The 19,998-nt window shown below is 48.6% G+C and carries 23 protein-coding genes and 1 pseudogene; 15 read left to right on the top strand and 9 right to left on the bottom strand.

Annotation, left to right across the window (positions count from 1 at the left end; translation table 11 throughout):
* Window positions 1–238 precede the first annotated feature (238 nt).
* The 3 genes from IFT44_RS07345 to IFT44_RS07335 all read right to left on the bottom strand — a co-directional run bounded on the left by IFT44_RS07345 (window position 239) and on the right by IFT44_RS07335 (window position 1,581).
* Entirely contained in the window at window positions 239–607 is a 369-nt protein-coding gene (locus IFT44_RS07345) for a histone-like nucleoid-structuring protein, MvaT/MvaU family (protein ID WP_122503020.1), read from the bottom strand.
* Window positions 608–698: 91 nt separating this feature from the next.
* The gene (locus IFT44_RS07340) at window positions 699–1,085 is read right to left on the bottom strand and encodes a hypothetical protein (protein WP_038857953.1); all 387 of its coding nucleotides are present in this window, start codon (window positions 1,083–1,085) and stop codon (window positions 699–701) included.
* Entirely contained in the window at window positions 1,075–1,581 is a 507-nt protein-coding gene (locus tag IFT44_RS07335) for a 3'-5' exoribonuclease (protein ID WP_054091178.1), read from the bottom strand. The genes IFT44_RS07340 and IFT44_RS07335 overlap by 11 nt, the downstream gene beginning before the upstream one ends.
* Before the next feature lie 296 nt (window positions 1,582–1,877).
* Here IFT44_RS07335 and IFT44_RS07330 point away from each other — a divergent pair, with 296 nt between their 5' ends.
* The 6 genes from IFT44_RS07330 to IFT44_RS07310 all read left to right on the top strand — a co-directional run bounded on the left by IFT44_RS07330 (window position 1,878) and on the right by IFT44_RS07310 (window position 5,095).
* Window positions 1,878–2,150: a hypothetical protein gene (locus IFT44_RS07330; protein WP_192175669.1), complete on the top strand. Its 273-nt coding sequence runs from the start codon at window positions 1,878–1,880 to the stop codon at window positions 2,148–2,150.
* A 237-nt stretch (window positions 2,151–2,387) separates the two neighbouring features.
* Complete coding sequence (locus tag IFT44_RS21235) at window positions 2,388–2,522, top strand: hypothetical protein (protein WP_258347475.1); 135 nt, start codon at window positions 2,388–2,390, stop codon at window positions 2,520–2,522.
* An 83-nt stretch (window positions 2,523–2,605) separates the two neighbouring features.
* Window positions 2,606–3,154: a GntR family transcriptional regulator gene (locus IFT44_RS07325; RefSeq protein WP_163005556.1), complete on the top strand. Its 549-nt coding sequence runs from the start codon at window positions 2,606–2,608 to the stop codon at window positions 3,152–3,154.
* A 139-nt stretch (window positions 3,155–3,293) separates the two neighbouring features.
* Complete coding sequence (locus IFT44_RS21145; protein WP_244652109.1) at window positions 3,294–3,887, top strand: hypothetical protein; 594 nt, start codon at window positions 3,294–3,296, stop codon at window positions 3,885–3,887.
* Between the two features lie 404 nt (window positions 3,888–4,291).
* The gene (locus IFT44_RS07315) at window positions 4,292–4,534 is read left to right on the top strand and encodes a hypothetical protein (RefSeq protein ID WP_192175668.1); all 243 of its coding nucleotides are present in this window, start codon (window positions 4,292–4,294) and stop codon (window positions 4,532–4,534) included.
* Window positions 4,535–4,540: 6 nt separating this feature from the next.
* Complete coding sequence (locus tag IFT44_RS07310) at window positions 4,541–5,095, top strand: DUF5677 domain-containing protein (protein WP_192175667.1); 555 nt, start codon at window positions 4,541–4,543, stop codon at window positions 5,093–5,095.
* Window positions 5,096–5,110: 15 nt separating this feature from the next.
* On the opposite strand, the gene IFT44_RS07305 is transcribed toward IFT44_RS07310, so the two are convergent.
* On the bottom strand, window positions 5,111–5,869 hold the full coding sequence (locus IFT44_RS07305) for a hypothetical protein (RefSeq protein WP_192175666.1): 759 nt from the start codon (window positions 5,867–5,869) through the stop codon (window positions 5,111–5,113).
* Between the two features lie 95 nt (window positions 5,870–5,964).
* On the opposite strand from IFT44_RS07305, the pseudogene IFT44_RS21140 reads away from it, so the two are divergent.
* The 3 genes and pseudogenes from IFT44_RS21140 to IFT44_RS07295 all read left to right on the top strand — a co-directional run.
* Window positions 5,965–6,145 (top strand): annotated as a pseudogene (locus IFT44_RS21140) (DUF7693 family protein); the annotation flags it as partial.
* A 222-nt stretch (window positions 6,146–6,367) separates the two neighbouring features.
* A complete protein-coding gene (locus IFT44_RS07300; RefSeq protein ID WP_192175665.1) occupies window positions 6,368–6,691 on the top strand; it encodes a hypothetical protein in 324 nt (107 codons plus the stop codon).
* 64 nt (window positions 6,692–6,755) lie between these two features.
* A complete protein-coding gene (locus IFT44_RS07295) occupies window positions 6,756–7,793 on the top strand; it encodes a hypothetical protein (protein WP_192175664.1) in 1,038 nt (345 codons plus the stop codon).
* 188 nt (window positions 7,794–7,981) lie between these two features.
* Here the strand turns inward: IFT44_RS07295 and IFT44_RS07290 are convergent, their stop codons facing one another.
* The 3 genes from IFT44_RS07290 to IFT44_RS07280 form a co-directional block, all read right to left on the bottom strand.
* Window positions 7,982–8,842: a DUF5677 domain-containing protein gene (locus IFT44_RS07290; protein WP_192175663.1), complete on the bottom strand. Its 861-nt coding sequence runs from the start codon at window positions 8,840–8,842 to the stop codon at window positions 7,982–7,984.
* A 67-nt stretch (window positions 8,843–8,909) separates the two neighbouring features.
* Window positions 8,910–9,944 (bottom strand): hypothetical protein, encoded by a 1,035-nt coding sequence (locus tag IFT44_RS07285; RefSeq protein ID WP_192175662.1) that lies wholly within the window; start codon window positions 9,942–9,944, stop codon window positions 8,910–8,912.
* Between the two features lie 50 nt (window positions 9,945–9,994).
* The gene (locus IFT44_RS07280) at window positions 9,995–11,125 is read right to left on the bottom strand and encodes a hypothetical protein (RefSeq protein WP_192175661.1); all 1,131 of its coding nucleotides are present in this window, start codon (window positions 11,123–11,125) and stop codon (window positions 9,995–9,997) included.
* A 171-nt stretch (window positions 11,126–11,296) separates the two neighbouring features.
* Here IFT44_RS07280 and IFT44_RS07275 point away from each other — a divergent pair, with 171 nt between their 5' ends.
* Together IFT44_RS07275 and IFT44_RS07270 are read left to right on the top strand one after the other, a co-directional pair.
* A complete protein-coding gene (locus tag IFT44_RS07275) occupies window positions 11,297–12,091 on the top strand; it encodes an NYN domain-containing protein (protein WP_192175660.1) in 795 nt (264 codons plus the stop codon).
* 89 nt (window positions 12,092–12,180) lie between these two features.
* Window positions 12,181–13,302, top strand: a complete 1,122-nt coding sequence (locus IFT44_RS07270) for a hypothetical protein (RefSeq protein WP_342214273.1) — start codon at window positions 12,181–12,183, stop codon at window positions 13,300–13,302.
* 45 nt (window positions 13,303–13,347) lie between these two features.
* Here IFT44_RS07270 and IFT44_RS07265 read toward each other — a convergent pair whose 3' ends face one another.
* Together IFT44_RS07265 and IFT44_RS21230 are read right to left on the bottom strand one after the other, a co-directional pair.
* Window positions 13,348–13,500 carry a hypothetical protein gene (locus IFT44_RS07265; RefSeq protein WP_172833024.1) on the bottom strand — a complete coding sequence of 51 codons (153 nt, stop codon included), beginning with the start codon at window positions 13,498–13,500 and terminating at the stop codon, window positions 13,348–13,350.
* Window position 13,501: 1 nt separating this feature from the next.
* A complete protein-coding gene (locus IFT44_RS21230) occupies window positions 13,502–13,630 on the bottom strand; it encodes a hypothetical protein (protein WP_256898782.1) in 129 nt (42 codons plus the stop codon).
* A 247-nt stretch (window positions 13,631–13,877) separates the two neighbouring features.
* Here IFT44_RS21230 and IFT44_RS07260 point away from each other — a divergent pair, with 247 nt between their 5' ends.
* From IFT44_RS07260 to IFT44_RS07245, 4 genes are all read left to right on the top strand, one after another.
* On the top strand, window positions 13,878–14,210 hold the full coding sequence (locus IFT44_RS07260; RefSeq protein ID WP_192175658.1) for a hypothetical protein: 333 nt from the start codon (window positions 13,878–13,880) through the stop codon (window positions 14,208–14,210).
* Window positions 14,211–14,389: 179 nt separating this feature from the next.
* Complete coding sequence (locus IFT44_RS07255; RefSeq protein WP_090206237.1) at window positions 14,390–15,370, top strand: HamA C-terminal domain-containing protein; 981 nt, start codon at window positions 14,390–14,392, stop codon at window positions 15,368–15,370.
* Between the two features lie 90 nt (window positions 15,371–15,460).
* Complete coding sequence (locus IFT44_RS07250) at window positions 15,461–18,037, top strand: DEAD/DEAH box helicase (protein WP_192175657.1); 2,577 nt, start codon at window positions 15,461–15,463, stop codon at window positions 18,035–18,037.
* 243 nt (window positions 18,038–18,280) lie between these two features.
* Entirely contained in the window at window positions 18,281–19,993 is a 1,713-nt protein-coding gene (locus tag IFT44_RS07245; protein WP_090206230.1) for an ATP-binding protein, read from the top strand.
* Window positions 19,994–19,998: the final 5 nt, after the last annotated feature.

Genomic DNA, 19,998 nt, shown 5'->3' with positions numbered 1-19,998 from the left:
CAAGCGCGGCGGTCGTAAACCAAGCCGCCCCTAAGGGCGTCTAATCCATGAGCTCAGAAATGATTCCGCAGCATCCGCGTTGGAAACCTTGGATGTGCATGGGGACATCGCCGGTCTGTACGACTATCTCGACTGCCAACCTGAAGCTCGTTGCCAGCTCAAGCGCTGCGCCACGAAGCATTTCCTATCCCCCATAAAGAAGGGCCCCGCAGGGCCCTCCATTTGTACTCAACAGATGTTAATGGGCCAGCCAGCTCTCGACTGTGTCGGAACCGTGTTCGGCTTTCCACTCCTTCAGCACTTTGTGATTGCCACCCTTAGTCTCAACCACTTCACCCGAATGAGGGTTCTTGTAAACTTTAACTGCGCGAGCCTTTCGGGTGCCCTTGGTTTCAGCGGCTGCAGGCGCACGGCGGCTAGAAGACTGCGGGTCGAGAATCGCGACGATGTTGCGCAAGCTGTAGCCATACTCGCCCAAGAGATCGCGGAGCTTCTTTTCAAACTCGATCTCGCGCTTCAGCCCATCATCGTTTTTCAATGTTTCAAGCTCGGCCAATTGGGCAGCAAGCTGCTGTTCAAGCGCGCGGAATTCAGCAAGACGGGACATGGATCACCTCAGATATTCAGTGCTGGCAGTATAGTCAGCGCCGTCAACTGTAGACAATCGAAGGGGCGCCTGAGGCTAAACGCTGAAGCGCTCACCTTGCAGACCTGTGAGCATCCAAGTGCTTCATCTCAGCCTGCCATTGAGTCAGAAAATTTTCCCAATCATGGGCGTACGGGCCATCGACCAGGCGCGTCGATCCGATGCTCGCTTGCAGAAAGCGCTCACGCCATGGCTGGGGAATGCCTGCTTCGCGCACAATACTGATACCGGTACTGTGGCGCTCAATCAGCACTGCTTTGCGGACAGCATCGATACCCAGGCTTTGATGATTCCGGTTCAAGTCGACGCGCTCTTGGCCTTCGATCTCGTCGAGAACATCCACAATCGCGGCAGCCTTCGGATCACCCGGTATCAGGTGCGACAGTGTCCAGAGCGCTTTTCGCCTGACAGACTCGCGCGAATTAAGATCATCGACCATGCCCAATGCCTCGTTTTGAATCCGTTTCCAGCCGACGATAAAGGTCGGCCAGGATGCGAGCATCTAACAGCGCGTGGTGTGGAAGTTCTGGCAGCACCACGTCGCCGATATCATCCGCTTCGAGATGCCTTAACAGCAAGATCAGGTTGGTTGCGCGATTGGCGACCTGAGCTGGCCAACGGTTGTCGACATAGGCCAGATCGCAGAAGAGATCCCAATCCCAATCCGGAGCATCGGAGCAAACCTCGAGAGGGCATTCCAGGCTGCTCAGGAAAGCGAGTAAGGAGGATTGGGCTTCGACCAAGGTTTGTCCGTGTGCAGCCAGGTTGAGCTGAGGCAGCACATTCTGGATCACGAAATCGCTGCAGTCTTCCACTAGGTAGGTATCTGTGAGCTCGACGTAGTATTCGTGGCCGGCTTCGGACACGAGTGCCAAGGAAATCAGCTTCGTATCTCGGTTGAGCTGCGTGAACTCACAGTCCAAAAAAAGCTTCATCTTCTTCTCCCTGTTAGCACCTCGTTCATGCATGCCGGTGTATCTTTGACGAAATGATCAACGCCGACTGGTTTCTTTTATGATTTTTACCGATTGTCCTGACGAGCCTATGCCTGCACTCACAGCAAGGGAGGTTTACCAAGTGCTGCGCGATGCCATCTTGGGAGGCGCATGATGGTTACCCTGGTGGACGAGAGGCATTGATCGCATGGATTCGCGATCAACTCTATGCCGACGAAAGCGATGTCACAGATCCAATGCGTGCTTGATGGCCGAATCATCGCATCGATGTATAGATGCCCAAGATCTTCTTTTATTTTGGGAAACCCGCCCAAAAAGGCCCATTTTCTGCGGCCTATGATTACCTCTCACATGACGAGGTACTGAAGATGTTTGATTTTCTGAAAAAAAGACGCGAGACCGAACAGCAGTGCAAAATCAAACGAGTCATGGATGCTCAGGAAGCGCTTTTGGCTCTGTATGAGACGTCCACGCCGATCACTTTGCAGGAGGAACTCAACGCCATTGCTAAAAGTTTTGAGCAAGGACGGCGCGATGATCGAGAGTGATTTGGAGTGACATAGTAATACCAGTTTTGGCATTCACGGGTCGCTCAAGGGGGTAATGAGGAGGAAATTAGGGGTAATTCGTATACCTCTCATTGCCCCCTGAAAATCTCTAAATAATCTTTTAACCACATGATATACAACGTATTTTATGTAGCTTGAAACTATAGGCCTCTCTAGAAGCTACCCTGCGCCTTGAAGTACAAAGGAGCCAACGTAGAGTAAGCAGGGTTAGCAACCATGTTGGAATTAGCTAAAGAGATTGTAAGTAGCGGGCCTTCGGGAGTTATCGCCTTGCTGGCATTCGCAGCATTCGGCGTAGCTTGGAAAGCTCTATCAGTGCTGGAATCAGTGAAAAAGAAGGACAAGGAATGAGGCCCTGGTCGAAAGTGCCGGCATGGTGGTCTGATGAGATTGCGCTCCTTCGAGGAGGGGCTCATGCAGGTCGGTCTCAGGCGATGCTTCGTGTCGTCTTCGCGCTGGCGACAATGACCCCTACGGCGAAGACATACACAGTCGTCTCCTCTGTCAGCGAGCTGATGGAGCGCACAGGATTAAGCCGGCCAATGGTTCGCCAGGCCTTGGTTGACGTGGAAGCGCGGGGGTGGATTCGACACAAGCCTGGTGGAGGCAAGCTCAAGTCCGAGTACACGCTGGCATGCCCACATTTCGAGGCAGAAAAGGACGGCTACTACTACAAAATCCCAAACAAAGAGGTTGTTAAGAACCTTCCGAAGATCTCTCGCCGAGGGGAGAAGGCGCTTGCGGCGCTTAAGATCTACGCCGTGCTACTGATCGTACGACCAAATCAAGCAAGGATCTCGAGCATCAATGTCGAGAACTTGAGAAATAGGGCTGCTGTGCAGTGGACTTCTCTAAGAGACGGCTTATCGATCCTCGCTACGCACGGCATGATCGTTGTCGATAAAGCCCCTGGTGATGATGGTGAGTACGTGAAAAACCAATACGTGATCAAGGGGGACATTGTCAGAGAAATCCCGGCATGATCCATGGCCGCGCTAGGTGAGGAAGTATTGTCGCCGGAAAACGTGTGGAGACGCGAGATGGAGGCCCCCAGAACGATATGCCAAGCTGATCTACAATTTAACCACTTAGCAAGCGGGCTATGTGGTCAATGGAGACGATATGAAATCTCTCGACGCTAGTTGCAGTTGTCACCTAGATTTCCTGATCAACCAGTTTTGCATAGCTTGCGATGGTAGCAAGATACGCAATAAAGATCGCGAAGCTACAATTCTCCGTAATCGAGACAGAAAGATTCCAACACAAATTGAGTATTTAGAATTTGATGGCGGTCACTGCAAGCAGAAATATAAGTCATTAACCGAGGATTGGCGGTGCCCGTGTTGCAACCGGACTAAATTCCAGGTACTCCGCTGGACTATGCGATTTCCTAAAAGCCCATCACGTTTTGAAGGCTGGGTTGTTGGTCTTCATACCCATCATGATCATGCCAGTGATTCCTATGGAGGCATGTATACCTTCCGAGGGGCTGCAGCTGCAAGATTCGTTCCGGTAATAATTTGCGAGCAGTGTAACTCCGTAGATTCCTCTGCAAAGAAAAAGCTCGGCTTGCCTGAAAACTTTACCTTTACCCCGATTGAGATTAAAAGCTTTATTTATCCCACTGCACACGGCTGGCATATTATAAATTATGCTGTTGCACAGGATGTGTATCGCAAATTCGAAGCGTCGAAAGCTGTACCAGAATTCTTCTGAACCGATTAGAGGTGGATGGTAAATTTATTTACAAAAAAGTATCAGTTTAATGGTCAGCTCTGTGATAGGAACACTAAATAAAGGACAACTATGAGAAAAAACAATGTCCAAATTCATCAACTCTATCACCGGCCTTCTTAATGCCATTCTTCTGGCCGTTAACATCACTGTAGCCATCGTTCCACCTACCGTGCCCACAACTCAACCAATCCCGATCATCCTCATCACCTATCCCCACTGTTAATCCGCCCCCCCCGGTTCAACCGGGGGGCTAGGTTCCGACATTGCGCTTGATCCGCAGGAAGAATGGAGCATCTGCCTGGTAATACTTGAATGCAGGCCACGCATTCCTTAGCTTTTGCTACCCTAAGCTGATTATGCAATCACCAGGAAGGGAGATCGATTTGAGCACCGAAGCGACAGGGCATACCGGATTTGATATCCATGGATTTCTGACCGGTGACATACAAGAAACCATTGATCATGTTACTGGTGAAAATCTAGAGTGGTTTTCTCTGCTCAGGGATATCAACCAGCTCCTGCAAAAAATAGTCATCTCAGGATTTGAAAAGCATCATGGTAAAACCATGGATGTAAAGGTGCTAACCATGTTCTCTGCCATTAGGTCACTGAGCAATTTTCAGTAGGCAGTCATGAATCTTGAGCGCGGCATGGTAGTAGAAGCAAGAATCATGGCCAGGTGTTTATATGAGAATTCATTTTGTATCGGTGCCCTGATAGATAATCCGGATAAGTTCGTCCCATTACTGAAGCACGACAACCTAGCAGCCAAACGGGGTCAGGCGGTAGCTTTAAAGAATGGCAGTTATTCCCTAACTGCTAACGTTGAAGCCGCTATGGATGAACGAATATCTGGGGAAAAGGGCCGCCATCTTAACTGGAAAGACATTGCCGAAATGTCGTCGCTCTCTAACCATTACCTAATGTACAAGCATCTTTCCGACGATGCCATGCACTATTCAGCATCTTCTCTTAAGCGCTATATAGTTTCCGACAAGGAAAATCACACGTGGAGTGGCTACAGGTTTGGGCCTGGCACTAAAGATGAGGTATTTAGTGCAGCTAACTTTTGTACGCAGCCTACTTTAGCAATCATAGTTGGATTCTTGGAGGCGACAGAAGATACATCATATGATGAAGAGCTAACCCTTCTCCTGGATAGGTTTACCTCTATTACGTCTAGGTGATTGTGAGCCTTACTCCTATTTATCTGACTCGAATGCTGTAATAAAGATTCTTTTCCCGTCCGGTGCTCTCATGACGATGCCGCCATTTCGTAGTACCTTGGCATCGTCGATTTTCTCTAGAAGTTCTTCAATTTTATCTTTGTTGGATTTATATATTGTGTTAACTGACTTCCGATATATGGCCTCATACATATCATTCATCAGTTCGATATGCTCACCGAGAATTACTTTTAGATCTACTTCAGTGTGTTGTAGCGTTGTATTGTTGTAGTAATCACAGCGCATACCTGAAAGGGTAAATCGAACGGGAACAAAGCTTTCAGTGTTTCCAGCTTCGCGATTAGCATAATCGACACTATGCGCGCCAAGTTTATTCCTGACTTCACGTACCTGAAGGTTTGCCACTTTGCTCTCAATATCACGAAGGTTCATGACGTTTGCAATCCGGTGTAGGTTGAGCAGGGCTTGTTGCTGGATGTACGTGGCGTTCAAGACGCCATACAAGCGGATGTATTTTTCCCCGAAGTCGTCATACTTCGTGGGGCCATCAAGGCCATACTTGCAAAAATGCTCAATGCCTAAAAGGCTGTCGTTGATAATGTCCATCGATGAGCAAATGAAGCCCCAGTCTTCTGGCCTTGTAAGCTTGAGCGCAGTTTGAATAAAGATTTCGAAGTCGCCGTGATCAGGCGTGTGCCGCATCGCTTTTTCGTTGATCAGTTCGCGGTATGCTTCGTTGTAGTGATGTAGCGCTCTGAAGAGCTGTTCGATCATCAAATTGGGACTCCCTATGGAGGGTTCAGACTACACCCTACACCAGGATACCGTGGACACCAAAGTGGCGATCAGGTTGAGCATTATGATGCTGCAACGACTGTGATGAGCTTGATGCGAAGCGTGCGTGAGTCCGGATGGACGGCGTTGGTCGTTCGACTCGGGAAATCGATACACACTGACCCTATAGCTCTGCTAAGCACGTGGGAGCATCAAACTCTAGAACGGATGCTGAAACGCCTTCAAATAGCGTGGGGAGCTGAGGGCGCATCCTAACAGGGGCCGGCTGTCGTAAACCAAGCTGCTGAACCGCCGCGTCTTGGCCCTCCGGGCTTCCATCCGCGCGCCTGCGCGCTCCGCTTGCGATCAGTGGACGTCCATGAGGACATCGATGGCACGCAATCCGGTCACAGAGAGGAATGCCCAGCTTGTCACTCCCCTGGGCTGCTGAACGGTGACCCAATTGGAACCGTCGACGCGCCAATCGGGGATGACGAGGTGATTCAACGTCAAGGCATGCTGCCCTCCACGTTTGAATGTGTAGTTTGTCAGTTGACCATCAGCGGGTTCTCCAGGCTTTCAGCATGCGGAATGGGCAACGCTTTCACCGAGACTTCATCCTACACAGCTACTGAGTATTTCAACCTCTATACAGAGGATGATCTTGAAGACGCTAGGAGGGGCGGACAGGGCTACGAGATGGACAATAACGAGAAAGAGGATCTCAAGATCCAATGGAGATGGTATGGTCAGTGGCCCAATGTGATCAGCCGCAAGGGTGCGAGGAGTGACTACCAGTTTTTGTGTAACGTCAAAAAATAAAGTTTTTTTGCCAACATAAAGCGGGCTTAACCATCCGAAATTTTTACGCCAAACTGGGCTAGCAATGGATTTTTCAAAATTTATGAAGCCGCACTCTCTTGAGGAAGCCAATCCTGACCAGCCCTTGCTTGGATTCGGCATCCATGAGTCCATTACCCACTTTAACAATAGCTTCTTGCAAAGCGGTGCAAAGCTTCTTGACGACTTCATAAAAGAACATGAAGAAACTAAAAAGTGGATTCTATCGTCAGACTATGCCTTTTATGACTCAAAAAAAAATAGCGATGTAGTAACATTCTCTCTTTTCCCGCATCTAGCATCCTTTGAGACAATGTCAGACTGCATAAACATAATGGCTCCATCAGACCTTAAAAAAGTAAGGTCAGTAAATGATACGTTCATTTCATTCCTTAAAGAAGGGCCGGTCTTCAATATCACCTTGATACTAGACCGTGAGCGCCGAATGCACAGTGATGAAAAGCTCTATCACATAAGCCGAATTGACGCCATGATTGACATGCTTGAATGCTGGTGCACGTCAACACCAAATGGAAAAGAGAAATATAAAAAAACCATAAAAGAGCTAAAGCAGCTCAAGCAACTTGTCAAGTCATCAAAATTAAATTTACGCATACTCCGAGATATTGAGATTATCGCAAGCCTAGCTGCTTACTTGCTTACAGAAATAAGCGAAAGGGCCAATGTTGAAATTATAGCCTGGCTGTCAGACCGTGACAGCATGCTTACGTTCAAGCATAAATTTATAGGCGACTACTTGCTTGAGCAAGTCAGCAACCTTTACCACATTTTTTGTGTAAACAGTAACATAGACCCTAAAGGAAAATTAATTCTAACAAAGCCCGAAGCCGCAGGAGAACTCGCTTACGATAGCTTCGTTAGAGTTCCTGACTACATTGCCGGAACCTTGGCGGACTTTGACTTTAACAAACAAGAAGCATCACATCCAAAATTCGATACGATCCGCGACGGAGTATTTGCTGCAGAAAAAAGAAACATATTCTACAAGTTATTTTTCCATCCAAACTTTCGAGCCCACAGACTGATGTGGGGAGCGCAAGAGGGCAACACTTCAAAGCCTTAAGGCACTGATTATTCTTTCGCAGATTGTAACAAGCCCTTTGTTAAAGGGCTTTCGTAGCAAGCGGAGCGCGCCGGCCAGGAAGGCCGAAGGCGTAAAGAATGTCAGCTCGAAAGTGGCCGAGACGATTCGGAACGCAGAGGCTCCGTTTACGACAGTCCGGCCGCGAAGCGGCATTGCCCTCCCCACTATCACTCGTCAAAAAGGTGATCCATATCTTCACTCGTGAAGCCCCAGAAGTAGACCGCCTTCTGAGCCTCTGCCGGCGCCGACTCCAAGATAGCCCGGCCTCTTGAGAACAGCTCCGCATAGAACGCCACCGTTCTCGCCATGACGTGCACGGAGGTCTGCAAGGCTACTAGAGCCAGCATCCGCTGATCCTCCAACGACTGCGCTTCCCCCATCTGCATGGAACTGATGTAGGAGCTATGGGCATACCCGCAGAAATGGGAGTACACGTTCTGGAAATACTTCTTATTGAAGCCCGCCCTCACCGCCTCGTCCGTCCACGACCATCCTACCCTCCAGTCCCCCTTAAGCAGCCGCTTTGCTTGCTCCGGCTTGTAGTCTCCAAGGTACGGTGAGGCCTCGATCTCAGCGACTTGCTGTGCAACCTGTAGTCGTGTGGCATCAATCGTTTCCTTGGCCTGCTCTGTTGACGGGTGCAGCCTCAACCGATCTCTGAGACCACCCAACCGCCAAACCCCGTGCCGGAATTTCCTCAGGCCGGGATCCTGGCTCTGGAAAATCCAATGGAACACAATGAAGGTTTCGAGGCAGGCCCGGGCAAGGATCGTAGCGGAGGAATGATCCACGAAGATGATCTCTTTACCATCCTGGAAATTCAGCTGAGTCGTGTTGATGAGCACTCTGACCGAGCACGCTTGCTTGAACAGCTTCACCGCCAGAATCTGGGCATAGTTGACCCAGGCGTCATCCGGTGTCAGGGGTTGGCCGTGCTGTGATTCAATCATCGCCGCGAACAGCTCAGTAAGGGTGGCGAAGTCTTGTTCTGGATCGCGCTGAGACGGAGTGCGGCCAGTCGATGGCATTGGATATCCTCAAATGAAATGAGTTAAGGTTCTTGATCCTGAGGAAGTTTGTACTTGACTACCGTCATCAAGAGCCACTGAACAATTTAGCCAGACCCTCTTGAGTCGTTGGAAATCGATACTCCCAATACACTTCACCTTTTCTTTCAAACCGCTTTAGCTCCTCCTTTGAAATATTTGCCTTTCGCTTATCAAACTGGAGACTCATCGAACCAAGCTCGAACTTAGTATCAACAGGATTGTGATAAACTTTCTTACTTCCTTGCCACGTCCAACTGCGCATAGGTTTACCACAAGTAGAAACCAGAAGCTGCGACCCACGGAGATCGGGGATCGAAAAAATCTTCCCACTGACATCCTCCCAAGTGCGGAACTCCAAACGACCAGTAATCGAATAAGCACCAGTTACTAAGTCTTTTTTGAGCGGAAAGGGCTTTGGCATAAAGTTATCTGCACGCAAATCGCCCAACCCCTTACCGAAATGGTGTATAGGATGATAATCAGAGGCTTCGATAGGATCTTTAAAAAACACAAAACGATAGCACAGGGGAAATACCATTGAGCTTATCTTCTTGCCATCCTTAGTAGAAGGATAATATTTACCACCGGGCTCAACCTCAACGTAGGATGGTCGATAGCCATCTTCTTTCTGCCCAATTCCAAATGGAGCGGAAATATCCCGTTCCTTCATTCGCTCCCGCTGACCTTTTCGCAAATAAATTTCTATTGCCTTCCCCAACCTTTCCTTATATCCATCAAAAGCAGGATCATCCAATGACACATCCGCCTTATAAACAAATACACTGAATTTCCCAAGCGGCTGAAGAGATCGGTTCAGGTCGAACATGATTTGTTGAAGTTTTCGAGCAGACTCCAAACTTTCCGCCTGCGAGACAGCCTGTGACTGACGTTGAATATATGTCTCCAGAATTTGCGAAATCAGAGCAATACACAAGCCAGCGACACTACCAGCGATAAAAATCTTCCCTTTAATCGTCAACTGCCCAGAGGCATCTCTGATTTTCAAGACACTACTCAAGACGCCGAGAACCCCTGACATCAGAATCCCGACAATTTTGAAAGCTACCAGCAGAATCTCCACAATATGTTTTCCCTGAACCGCACCAAGCAACTTTAGTAAATTTCTACTCTTTAAAACGACTGGCCCATTGCCAAGGCGGCCTTCGCTTCAATCATCCACTCTTTGGGGCGGTGGTCGAGATCGTAAGCCTCGTACTCCTGAACAGGGATTTCCTGCAGCACCTTTAGCGCCGCCCAAGAATCGTAATCATGGAATGGGTTGAGACCCATGACATTACCCAGATTTTGGTCGGCATCGCCTCGGTAGCTGGCGATCTGGGCAAAAAGCGAGGCCGCTTTATTCAGATCCCAGTCGCTCAAAAAAAGCAGAAGAGCGGTAAACGCCATGAGCGGCTTACACGCCTTGACATCGACGTAGCTCCTGCCAAGTGCTTTCTGAATCGGATGATAATGGTTGGAAATAAAGCGAGAGAGCTCAAAGGTCGCGCCGTACTCTGCCTTCAGGATGGTTGGATCGAACACGAGCCTCGAACTGTTGGCGTTCAGGAGCTTTTCAATTCGACTCACCATAGGCCTCAGCATCACTGTACATTCGCTCAGGAAAGTCAGTAGAGATTCGTGACGACGACATAGCATCACCTCCATCGCCGTCTTCATCTGGAAGCCTGGTACTCCCAGAAGCTCGTTGCTTATGGTCAGCCATTGCGGCTGATACCGCACAGGCCAGGCAGCCGCTTGCACCGCCGCTACCCACTGGAAAACCTTGGGATCGAGAGTTACCTGAAACCCTGCACTTGCTTTCTTATTATGGAACCATTCACGCATGCTCCTGATCCTCGCCTGATCAAGAAGTCCTAGGTGAATACCTTTGCATACCAGATCTCGGACTGCCCGTGACAAACCATCGCGAGCAGTTGAGCTGAACTGCACCAAGCCTTCCGGAGCCTCCCCAGGTGACAGAGCGGCAAAGTCGCAGAACACATGATGACCACCTGGAAACCGGAAGTAGGCCTGTTTGATGGCCTCACCAGTGACTTTGGAACTGGTGGCACGAACCAGCTCGGCCCCCTTCGCAAAGCACGCGGGGCATTCAACATCAGCGTGAATGACCTGCTTCCAGATTTCCGGAATGGGCTCAGAGCGCTTCAGCTTCGGTCGCTGGTGTTGGTCAGCAAAAAGCTGGAGCAACTGATCCACATCCAGTTCCTGCTGGCGGGAAACGGAGAAAGCGGTCAACGGCATATCAAAGCTCCAATTAAATGCTAAAACCATCCAGTGGTTCGAACCATATGGTGGCAGGACGACACTGGGTGGCAGCTGATTGCTAGGCTAACTATGGCATCGGCGTTGTCCCATAACCCTATCTCATCGCGCATGCAGTGGTAAGGTGATGCTTTCATTCAAGGATGATCCATGGCCACTCACACCGCCTCCAATGCTCAAAAGCACCTCGCTGTCCTAATCGACGCTGATAACGCTCCAGCAGCAATCGTTGAGGGCCTCTTCGAAGAGATCGCCAAGTATGGAGTAGCCAGCGTCAAGCGCATTTACGGCGACTGGACTGGCCCACAGCTAGGCGGCTGGAAGAAAGTCCTTCTCGATCACTCGATTCAACCAATCCAGCAGTTCGCCTATACCAAAGGGAAAAACGCGACGGACAGCTCGCTGATCATCGATGCAATGGACTTGCTATACACCCGGCGTTTTGATGGGTTTTGCCTAGTGTCCAGCGATAGCGACTTCACCCGCCTTGCCTCTCGCCTACGCGAAGAAGGACTCACGGTATATGGGTTCGGGGAAGAGAAAACACCAAGGCCATTCGTGGCCGCATGCGACAAATTCGTCTACATCGAGCTGCTTCGCGAGGACGGCCTGACGCCGGCTAACGAAGAACCAATTCCCGACCCGAGCCTGCCTGCAGACGCCGTCAAACCTGCCGCGATGGAGAAAACAAAGAAGCCGAAGGCACCGGTCGCATTCATCGCGAAAATTCTGGACGATATCGCTGATGAAGATGGTTGGGCACACCTGGGTGCGCTGGGCGCAAATATCACAAAGCTACGGCCAGAGTTTGATCCTCGCACCCACGGATACAAGAAGCTAAGCGATCTAATCAAAGGCTATCCGCACACCTTCGAAATTCAGGCGCGCGGCGCAACGGGTGGCAGCGCTGCCATGTACGCGCGACACAAACAGCAGTGCAAATGATGAGTCCATCCTCCGTGCCACCCATTGTAACCGTCGAAACGCTCTGCGATTACATTGAAGGGCTAGACGGGCAAAGGACATTTCGGGGTGTGAACAACAATGCCCTGCTGATTCCCTTCGATGCCGTTCTCAAGCTGCTTAATACCTCTCTTCTAGAGTTGATGCGTGCAGCAAGAGTTCACAGGCCCCACCTGCCGGTGGACAAAACGCTTTCAAGATTGCTGAAGGAGCCGCAACGGGTTCCGGCTCGGGGAATGCTTTCACGTCTGCTTAGGGAAGCGCCACATCAGCTAATGCTTCATGCTCTTGTTGATCAAGACCGACAGGGCTATGTCTGGATAACGGGCGAGGCATGGCACTCACTCTTCCACAGCTCTCTCTTCATTCACCAGACGGCACGGGGCTTCTGGATGGATTTCGTCCAGAACGCGAAAATTCTCAATGCCGTTGATATGCACTCTGACAAGGGGCATTTCGAAAAGCTTTGCGCATACGCCGACTCACCACTGGTTCACCGCTTCGGCTGCTCTGCTGTGCGTGCAGTTTTACACGCCAGGCTGAACTCCGATCCTGCAGAAGAGGTTGCCGAAAATGACCAGATCGTCCAGCACGTTGTCGTTGTGGACAGGCTTGCCGTCCTTTTACGCATGCTTGCGTGGCTTGTCGCAGATATAGTCATAGATATCTGGGAGATGATTCAGCATGACGGCATGCAGGACATCATTCCATTTGATAGCCTGCTACCTGCCATCGATCCGGTCTCTGGCGAGTGGAACAACCCGACAACTAGAGCCCTCGAGCAGTTGGCTAAACGGGCAGGATGGCAAGGCAAACAGCGAGCAATCACATTCCTGGGAAATTTGTGGGATCGTCACGATGCAGAGCAGAAAGAACCAGGCTCGCGCATCAGGTCATTGAGAAATTGGGAGCAACGTAGAAAGGGGCGACCAAAATTCGAAACCTTATGCAGCCTGGCGAATGCAGTGACGGTGGAGCAGGCGCTGCTTGCAGGTGAGTCCCCAGAAGGTCGAGATTACGACACTTGGATGCAAGCTGTAATTCTTCGCATAGGGGAAACGCTTACTGAGACCCTATACGCACTCAACACACTCGGTGTCGAAGCAACTCACATCGTGGGGATCATGGATGCCTATAGGCAGGAGTATCGCATTGCCCGCGAGGCGCTTGGAAAACCTATGAGTCCGCTCTGAGACCGAGACTGCATCTGTGCAGCCTCGATATCTGATGAACATCAATCAGGAGCCTTTACCGCCGCCTTGATTCGGATTCAGTTGCTTGCCGCGATTCCCTTGCGCCTTATCCCAGACTGCATTAGTTCCTAGTGCACCACGATTAGGATTCTTCCGATCAGAGTTAGCATCTTTGGGCGATTTAGGTGTGTTGGCCATCTCAGTTCTCCTCCTCAGAGCGATCTTCCCAATCTTCTGGGCGCTCGTCGTATCCGCGTGATTGCCAGTACGCGTCGTTGTTGTCGTTGAGTTGGTTGGCCCGGTTGTCATCGTCGCTTTTGGTGCTCATAGTTTTGCCTCGTAAGCTGAGTTAACCCCTATGGCGGCTGCCTTAGGACGACTTCATTCTTCAAGGATTGACCGCGAACCAATAGGGAACTGGGAAGGAAATTTGCTCACCCGAGCGTCAGTTCGCCCGGAATCCGCACCGGCTTGCCCCCCTCAGGGAGTGCTAGCGGCTCGGCAGGCCCAACATCCGCACTGCATCATGCAATGCTAGAATCAGTCCCGCGACATCCCTTCCCACGAGAAACCTCATGAACACAGATTTGACCGAAGAAGAGATGCGCCGAGCCCTCTTCGGCAGCCCTGCGCCGGCGACACAAGTGACTATATCCCCAGCATCGACACCGATACTCGATATAGCAGCAGCACCACCGGCAAAACCGCTGACGAAACGGAAGGTCGCGAAAGCGTTCACCCCTCGTCTCCGAGTAACGATGCAGGTCGGTAACGAGTTTGAGGGCAAAACATTCGAGATGACCCACGAGACAGATACGTTGAGTACCCTCCTGGCCGAGCACGAAGCAGTGAAGGCAGCTAGGAAAAGATATCGATACGTGGAAGTGGTTGCGGTGAAATCGATGTAGGCCAGTTAACTGGTAGGTTTGTGGGCAAGCAGGTCGCTGCCCTTATCGTTGCCGTTAATCACAAACCCTTATCTCAAGGGGAAGCGATGTCCTGTCTTTCATGGGGTCGTGCGGCAGTTACCTAACGAAAATCTTGTAGTATCATTCTGGCATGACGCGACCATCCAGAAGGGATTCAGATGCAGAAGCTGTTCGAAGGTATCACGTGGAGTGAGCACCTCACGGTAAAGACCGAATGGGTAGACAAATTTTTTCATCGAATCCCAGAGGTTGTCGACCTCAAGATTAAGGCTCATGCGCTGTCTCTGAAGTTTTCAGGTAACCGGCAGGAAAGTCTTGCGTTCGCAGAATACGTAGGCAATAGAATTGAAAACTACGTATTTGATCAGCGGACACTTGAGCAATTCAAAAACGAAGAGATCACTGCCTATCCAAAAGCCTCGAGCTTCTTCGGAAACACCAACCCGGTAAAAGACGGAAAATATGGAGAGCTAATCCTCTACCTTTTGGTTGAAGCAATATTTCAGACTCCAATGGTATGCCATAAACTCACGCTCCTGACTAACGTGAACGACCAAGTCAAAGGTGGTGATGGCATATTTTTTGGAACACGAGGTGACAACCTTGCAATATTGATCGGAGAATCAAAAATCTACCAAAGCCTAAGTGGCGCGATAAGCAGCTCATTAGACTCGGTAGATCGGTTCAATCAAGACCATATGGCGAGTTCTTTTGATCACGAGCTATTCATTGCGCGATCCAACATATCGAAAAATTTCAACCTAGCTCAGGCAAACGCCCTTTTTAAAGCTTTCCGCCCCGGAACTGAAGAATATCAATCCTGCAATAAGATTTTCCCTGTTCTTCTGATTTACGATGATGCCAAAATTGACAAAATTGAAGAAGAAGCAACTAACAGAGATCACGCAGAAGAATTAATCTCCGAATGGATATTAGCCCACTCTTCCGAGGCCATAGCCAATATCAGAGGGCGCCTTGAAACTCAGGCAGAGCTTAGAAAGCTGTTTATGGAATTTTTCCTGATTCCGATGAGTAGTGTCGAAAAGTTTAAAAAAACATTGTTCAAACAAATTCACGGCCTCGAGTATAAAGAGCCCCATAAGGAAGCGAAGCCGAAGGCGTCAAGGAAGAATAAGTAGATGTCTCGAGACTCAGATAGCTTGCCAATGGAAGCGTCCCGCGACGTGGATTTTGTGGCCACGTACGACCAACTGTTAAGACACTTGTTCTTGAGCAAACAGAACGGGGCAGCGAACGATCAGATTCGTATTCCGGTTGATAGGCTTCAGCACGCAACCTGGCTTGCCTCAATCATAGCATTGGGCAACTCTGACGCGTTGAAGAACCTAGCCAACTCTTTCGGCGCACTACTTCATTTGTATGCTCCGGAAAACCCGGCATACCAGCGTGCGTGTTATGTTCTTCAATCAAGATCTGGAAATTTGCTGTCCAGTAAGCACGTTCCTAACATCTTCAACAATGGTAGATATGATAATAGCTTTGGGACATTGCTTGATGTCGAGCTTGGATCAACCAGAGGAAGGCTGACGCACAACCTGAAAAGCTCGGGAGAGTTTGTGTTCACAGACTACCAAGCGAAACTTTGGTCGGCTATCCAAAGCGGTTCAAATGTTGCAATTTCCGCACCGACTTCTGCAGGAAAATCATTCATTATAAGAAGGTATATTGTAGAAAGACTCACCGCCAATGCTGCCATCGCAGTCTTCGTGGTACCTACTAAAGCCCTTATCAACCAGGTCAGCATGGATTTCAAGGCAGACCTGAAAGACCTCGCACATGTGTATACCACCTATCGCCAACCCGAAACCTATGAAAAGTCCATAATTTTCGTTTTAACACCGGAACGTTGCAACAAACTCCTCCAAGATAAGACACTAAAAAGCCCTTCAATCATATTTATTGACGAAATTCATAACTTAGAGGCCGAAGGCCGAGGCATGGTTTTCGAGAATTGCCTGTATGGATTAGTTTCCCGCTTCCCTCAAAGCCAGTTCATATTCGCTGGGCCATTCATTGAGGATATCGTTACACCGTTAAAAGAGCTGTCAGGGCTCGAACTTGTGGACGAGACAACCGTCGCCACCCCAGTATTCCAGGTTAGAGCTGCGATCACATTTCTATCCAAGAGTCTTTCAGCTGAGTACCGAATCTTTAGTCAAACGGGAAACGTATTATCTGGACAGACGATATTAAATAAAAAGCTATTTTCCAAAGCAAAAAATAAGAAAGGGGAAGCAATCGCCGCATTTCTGCAGAACCTCAAGCAGGATGAAAGCTGCATTATTTTCGCACCACGAAAAACAACCGCAGAGAATTGGGCTCTTAAGCTACCTAGTTCGATCAGAGCAAATAGTTGTCAGTCTGAGGCGATTGCAGAGCTCATTGAGTTCTTAGCTGAAGAAATTCACCCCGACTACTCACTGATAAGGACACTGAAAAAAGGCGTAGCCTTTCACCATGCTGGCCTTCCTGACATCGCGCGAATAGAAATCGAGGACTTATATTCTCAAGGCGAAATCACCAACTTGGTATGTACATCTACCCTTTTGCAAGGTGTAAACCTCCCTGCAGACAAACTAATTATTATTACTCCCCAGAATGATACCACTCCATTAACGCCATTCGAATTCAAAAATTTGATCGGTCGAGCAGGTAGGATTAGCACCAATTTATACGGTGAAGTGTACTGCCTGGAGGTAAAAGACGAAGAGTGGGGTGAAGAGAGGCTCACCAATAATGACAAGACAAAGATCAAGCCTAATACAACTTCTGTCCTCCAGAAGCATACCGATTCAATAATTCGGCTTGCAGACTCAGACAGGGAGCAAATACTTGCAGACCTTGAGAGTCCAAATTTATACACGACTATATGCTACCTGAGGCATTTATTCGTCTCCGACAAAGTCCATTACGATAGAATCTTGAATACGGCACAATTACAAGATCACCAGCGTGACCAGCTGGAATCGAAGCTTCTCAACATCCAGGTTCAACTTACCATCCCTCTTGATTTACTCAGGCAAAACCCCTACGTTGACCCGTTGCTTCAGGAAGAGCTGTACCGAAGCATTAAAAAAGATCCTTACGCCTGGATCCCAACCAGCTACCCAAACTCTCGAAGAGCATTTACCCCAACGGACGAGATTGACTTTGAGGACAAAAATTTCTACGGACAATTTGAAGAGATTGCCAAGAAGCTCGACCGGATATTTTTTATAGAATCTGAAGTTAATTCTCGTTTCGGTGACTACATAGGCATTGGAAACTTAATTTATGATGCATTCCAATGGATGTCCGGAAAATCGCATAGATATTTCATCGAAAAATACTTAGATAATGCTTACACAGGGTTTGGCGAATCCCTTGTTGAGAATAACTCAGAAGAATCGGACGGTCGCAACAAAGTCGACAAAGCTGCCAGGCATGTGACTCAAAACATCAGCAGCAACATAACATTCAAGCTTGTGAAATATTTTTCATTATGGGGTGACATCACAAAGGCATGCATACCAGAAGAAGAGCACGAAACCTTAGCATACTTCCTAAGCCTCCCATCAATGATTGAGCTGGGTAGTTACGACCCCCGAGTTCTTGAGCTTATGTCTTTGGGAATCAATCGTAGCATTGCTCTCAAACTGCGAAAAGATCTTCCAAAAGATGTAGAAAATCTAGAGGAATGGCTGAGGAAGTTTAATACTGCTCGCCTATCGCCGCTACTGCGCAGATATCTCGAGCGCTCAGGACTTACCAAACAACGCGATGAAAGAAGCTTTCCTAGTCGATAATGTGGTTAAGAGGAGCCCAACCTTCTCCTCTTAAGATACACTCAAGTTGATGTAAGAGCTTTAGATTACACCTCGCAGAGGCAGGAGTATCGACCCTGAGAAAATCAGAGATAAGATTGTCACGACCGACAGCGCCTTAAGAGGCCAGTCAAAAACAATGCCTATAACGCTTGTCCGTGGGCTTTTTCTTCATCCGAACCGACTCGATGACCTAAACGCTCTTTCGTCATTAAAAGGAACATAATGAAAGTTATATACTTAGGCAAAGCAAGTCGTCGTTCTAGATATGTGCCTGAAGGTGATGAGGACATACTTGAATTATTATCTAATGACTGGGACGATTACGGCTACGGCACAACTTTTATGACAAGCTGTAGAGTCGACGGAGAGACCATCAACTTAGGTTCAATAAAAATCCTCGTCGAGGACGCGAAATCTACCAGAAGTCACTTAAAAACTTTGTTAGATAACGGCTGGGATGGCGAATTCCCGATACCTGACACACGATATATTTCGGTCGCGGTAGAAATAAGTTTTTACGAACAGCTCGATGCTCTACTTGGCACGGCACCGACCAGAAAAATTGCTAAAAAGCTCAGAGACGCCAGCCTGTTAGTTAGAGTCGAGCAAGATGCAGATTCTCTGGATCTTATCCAAAGCCAAGGATTCAAGGACTCTCTACAGCGTGAACGAGGCGCAATCCAATCTTACCTAGACACATGGAAGATTTTTGCAAAACAAGATATTGCAGTCCTTGACTTGGGATTTAGGTTCCACGACGTTTTCAATCAGACGTCTCTTCTTAGCTTAAAATACCAATCAGATAGCCCACTTCCCCACGATATAAACGTCCTGATTGGAGCGAATGGATCAGGTAAATCGCAACTACTTCATCAGATCGTAAAAAGCTGGATAGATAAAGATGAAACTGGGGAGACCGGCTTTGTCAAGCAGCCAAATCTGAGTCAAGTAGTAGTAGTGTCATATAGTCCATTCGAACAGTTTCCCGTTGATCTTCACGGGAGAAAATTCCAAGATCAGGATGCATATCGTTACTTTGGGTTCCGAGGAAGAGCTACCACCCAAGGGAGCGCTGAAAAGGGCAAAATCAGGCTATCCCAAACAGTTCCAAAGCGAAACGCAGTTACTTCTTTTCTAGACTGCCTTGACCACGACAAGCTGTATATAAATGTCCCTAAGTGGGTAAAAAAAATCGAGGTCGCAGAGAGGGTTTTGAGGGTTGCCTTTGACTTTGACTTTGCTGCCGTCTGCGTCAGCGAATATACCAGGGCTAGCAGATTCTATACTGACAGCGCACCACTAAGCGATCCATTGTATCTCACGACCACCATCAATGGAGTTGAGAAGACCTTTATCCCGATAGCTTCTGCGCAAGTCGCTAACTTAAAGGTTACAGGCCTAAGAAAGTACGTTGAAATAAATGACGGACTAACGTTCTTCAAAAACGGAGAACCAGTTCAACTTAGCTCGGGACAACGACTATTCACGTACATCGTAATTAATATTCTCGGAATAATTAGAAGAAGCAGTTTGATCCTCGTTGACGAACCGGAGCTTTTTCTTCACCCTACCCTTGAAATACAGTTCATAGAAATGCTAAAGGAAATTCTAGCAGAATTTAATTCAAAAGCACTATTAGCTACGCATTCAGTCGTGACCGTACGGGAAATGCCTGCTGATTGCGTCCACGTACTCGAGCGCACCAGGGACGGGCTTACGATCAGTAACCCCCCATTTCAAACATTTGGAGGTGATAATCAACGAATTAGCTCATATGTTTTTAATGATCAAAACACTTCAAAGCCTTTTGAAAAATGGATTAAACAACAAGTCGAGACTTTTGGGTCGGCTGAGCAGTTACTGGAAGAGTGTCGTGACGAACTCAACGACGAAATGGTCATTCAAATTAAAGCATTGGGTAACGATCAATGGTGATGCGA

This window comes from Pseudomonas sp. CFBP 13710, assembly GCF_014842235.1.
GTDB classification, from domain to species: Bacteria; Pseudomonadota; Gammaproteobacteria; order Pseudomonadales; family Pseudomonadaceae; genus Aquipseudomonas; species Aquipseudomonas baltica.
The sequence above is the reverse complement of the archived record's forward strand: the minus strand, read 5'-3'. Positions and strand labels throughout refer to the sequence as shown.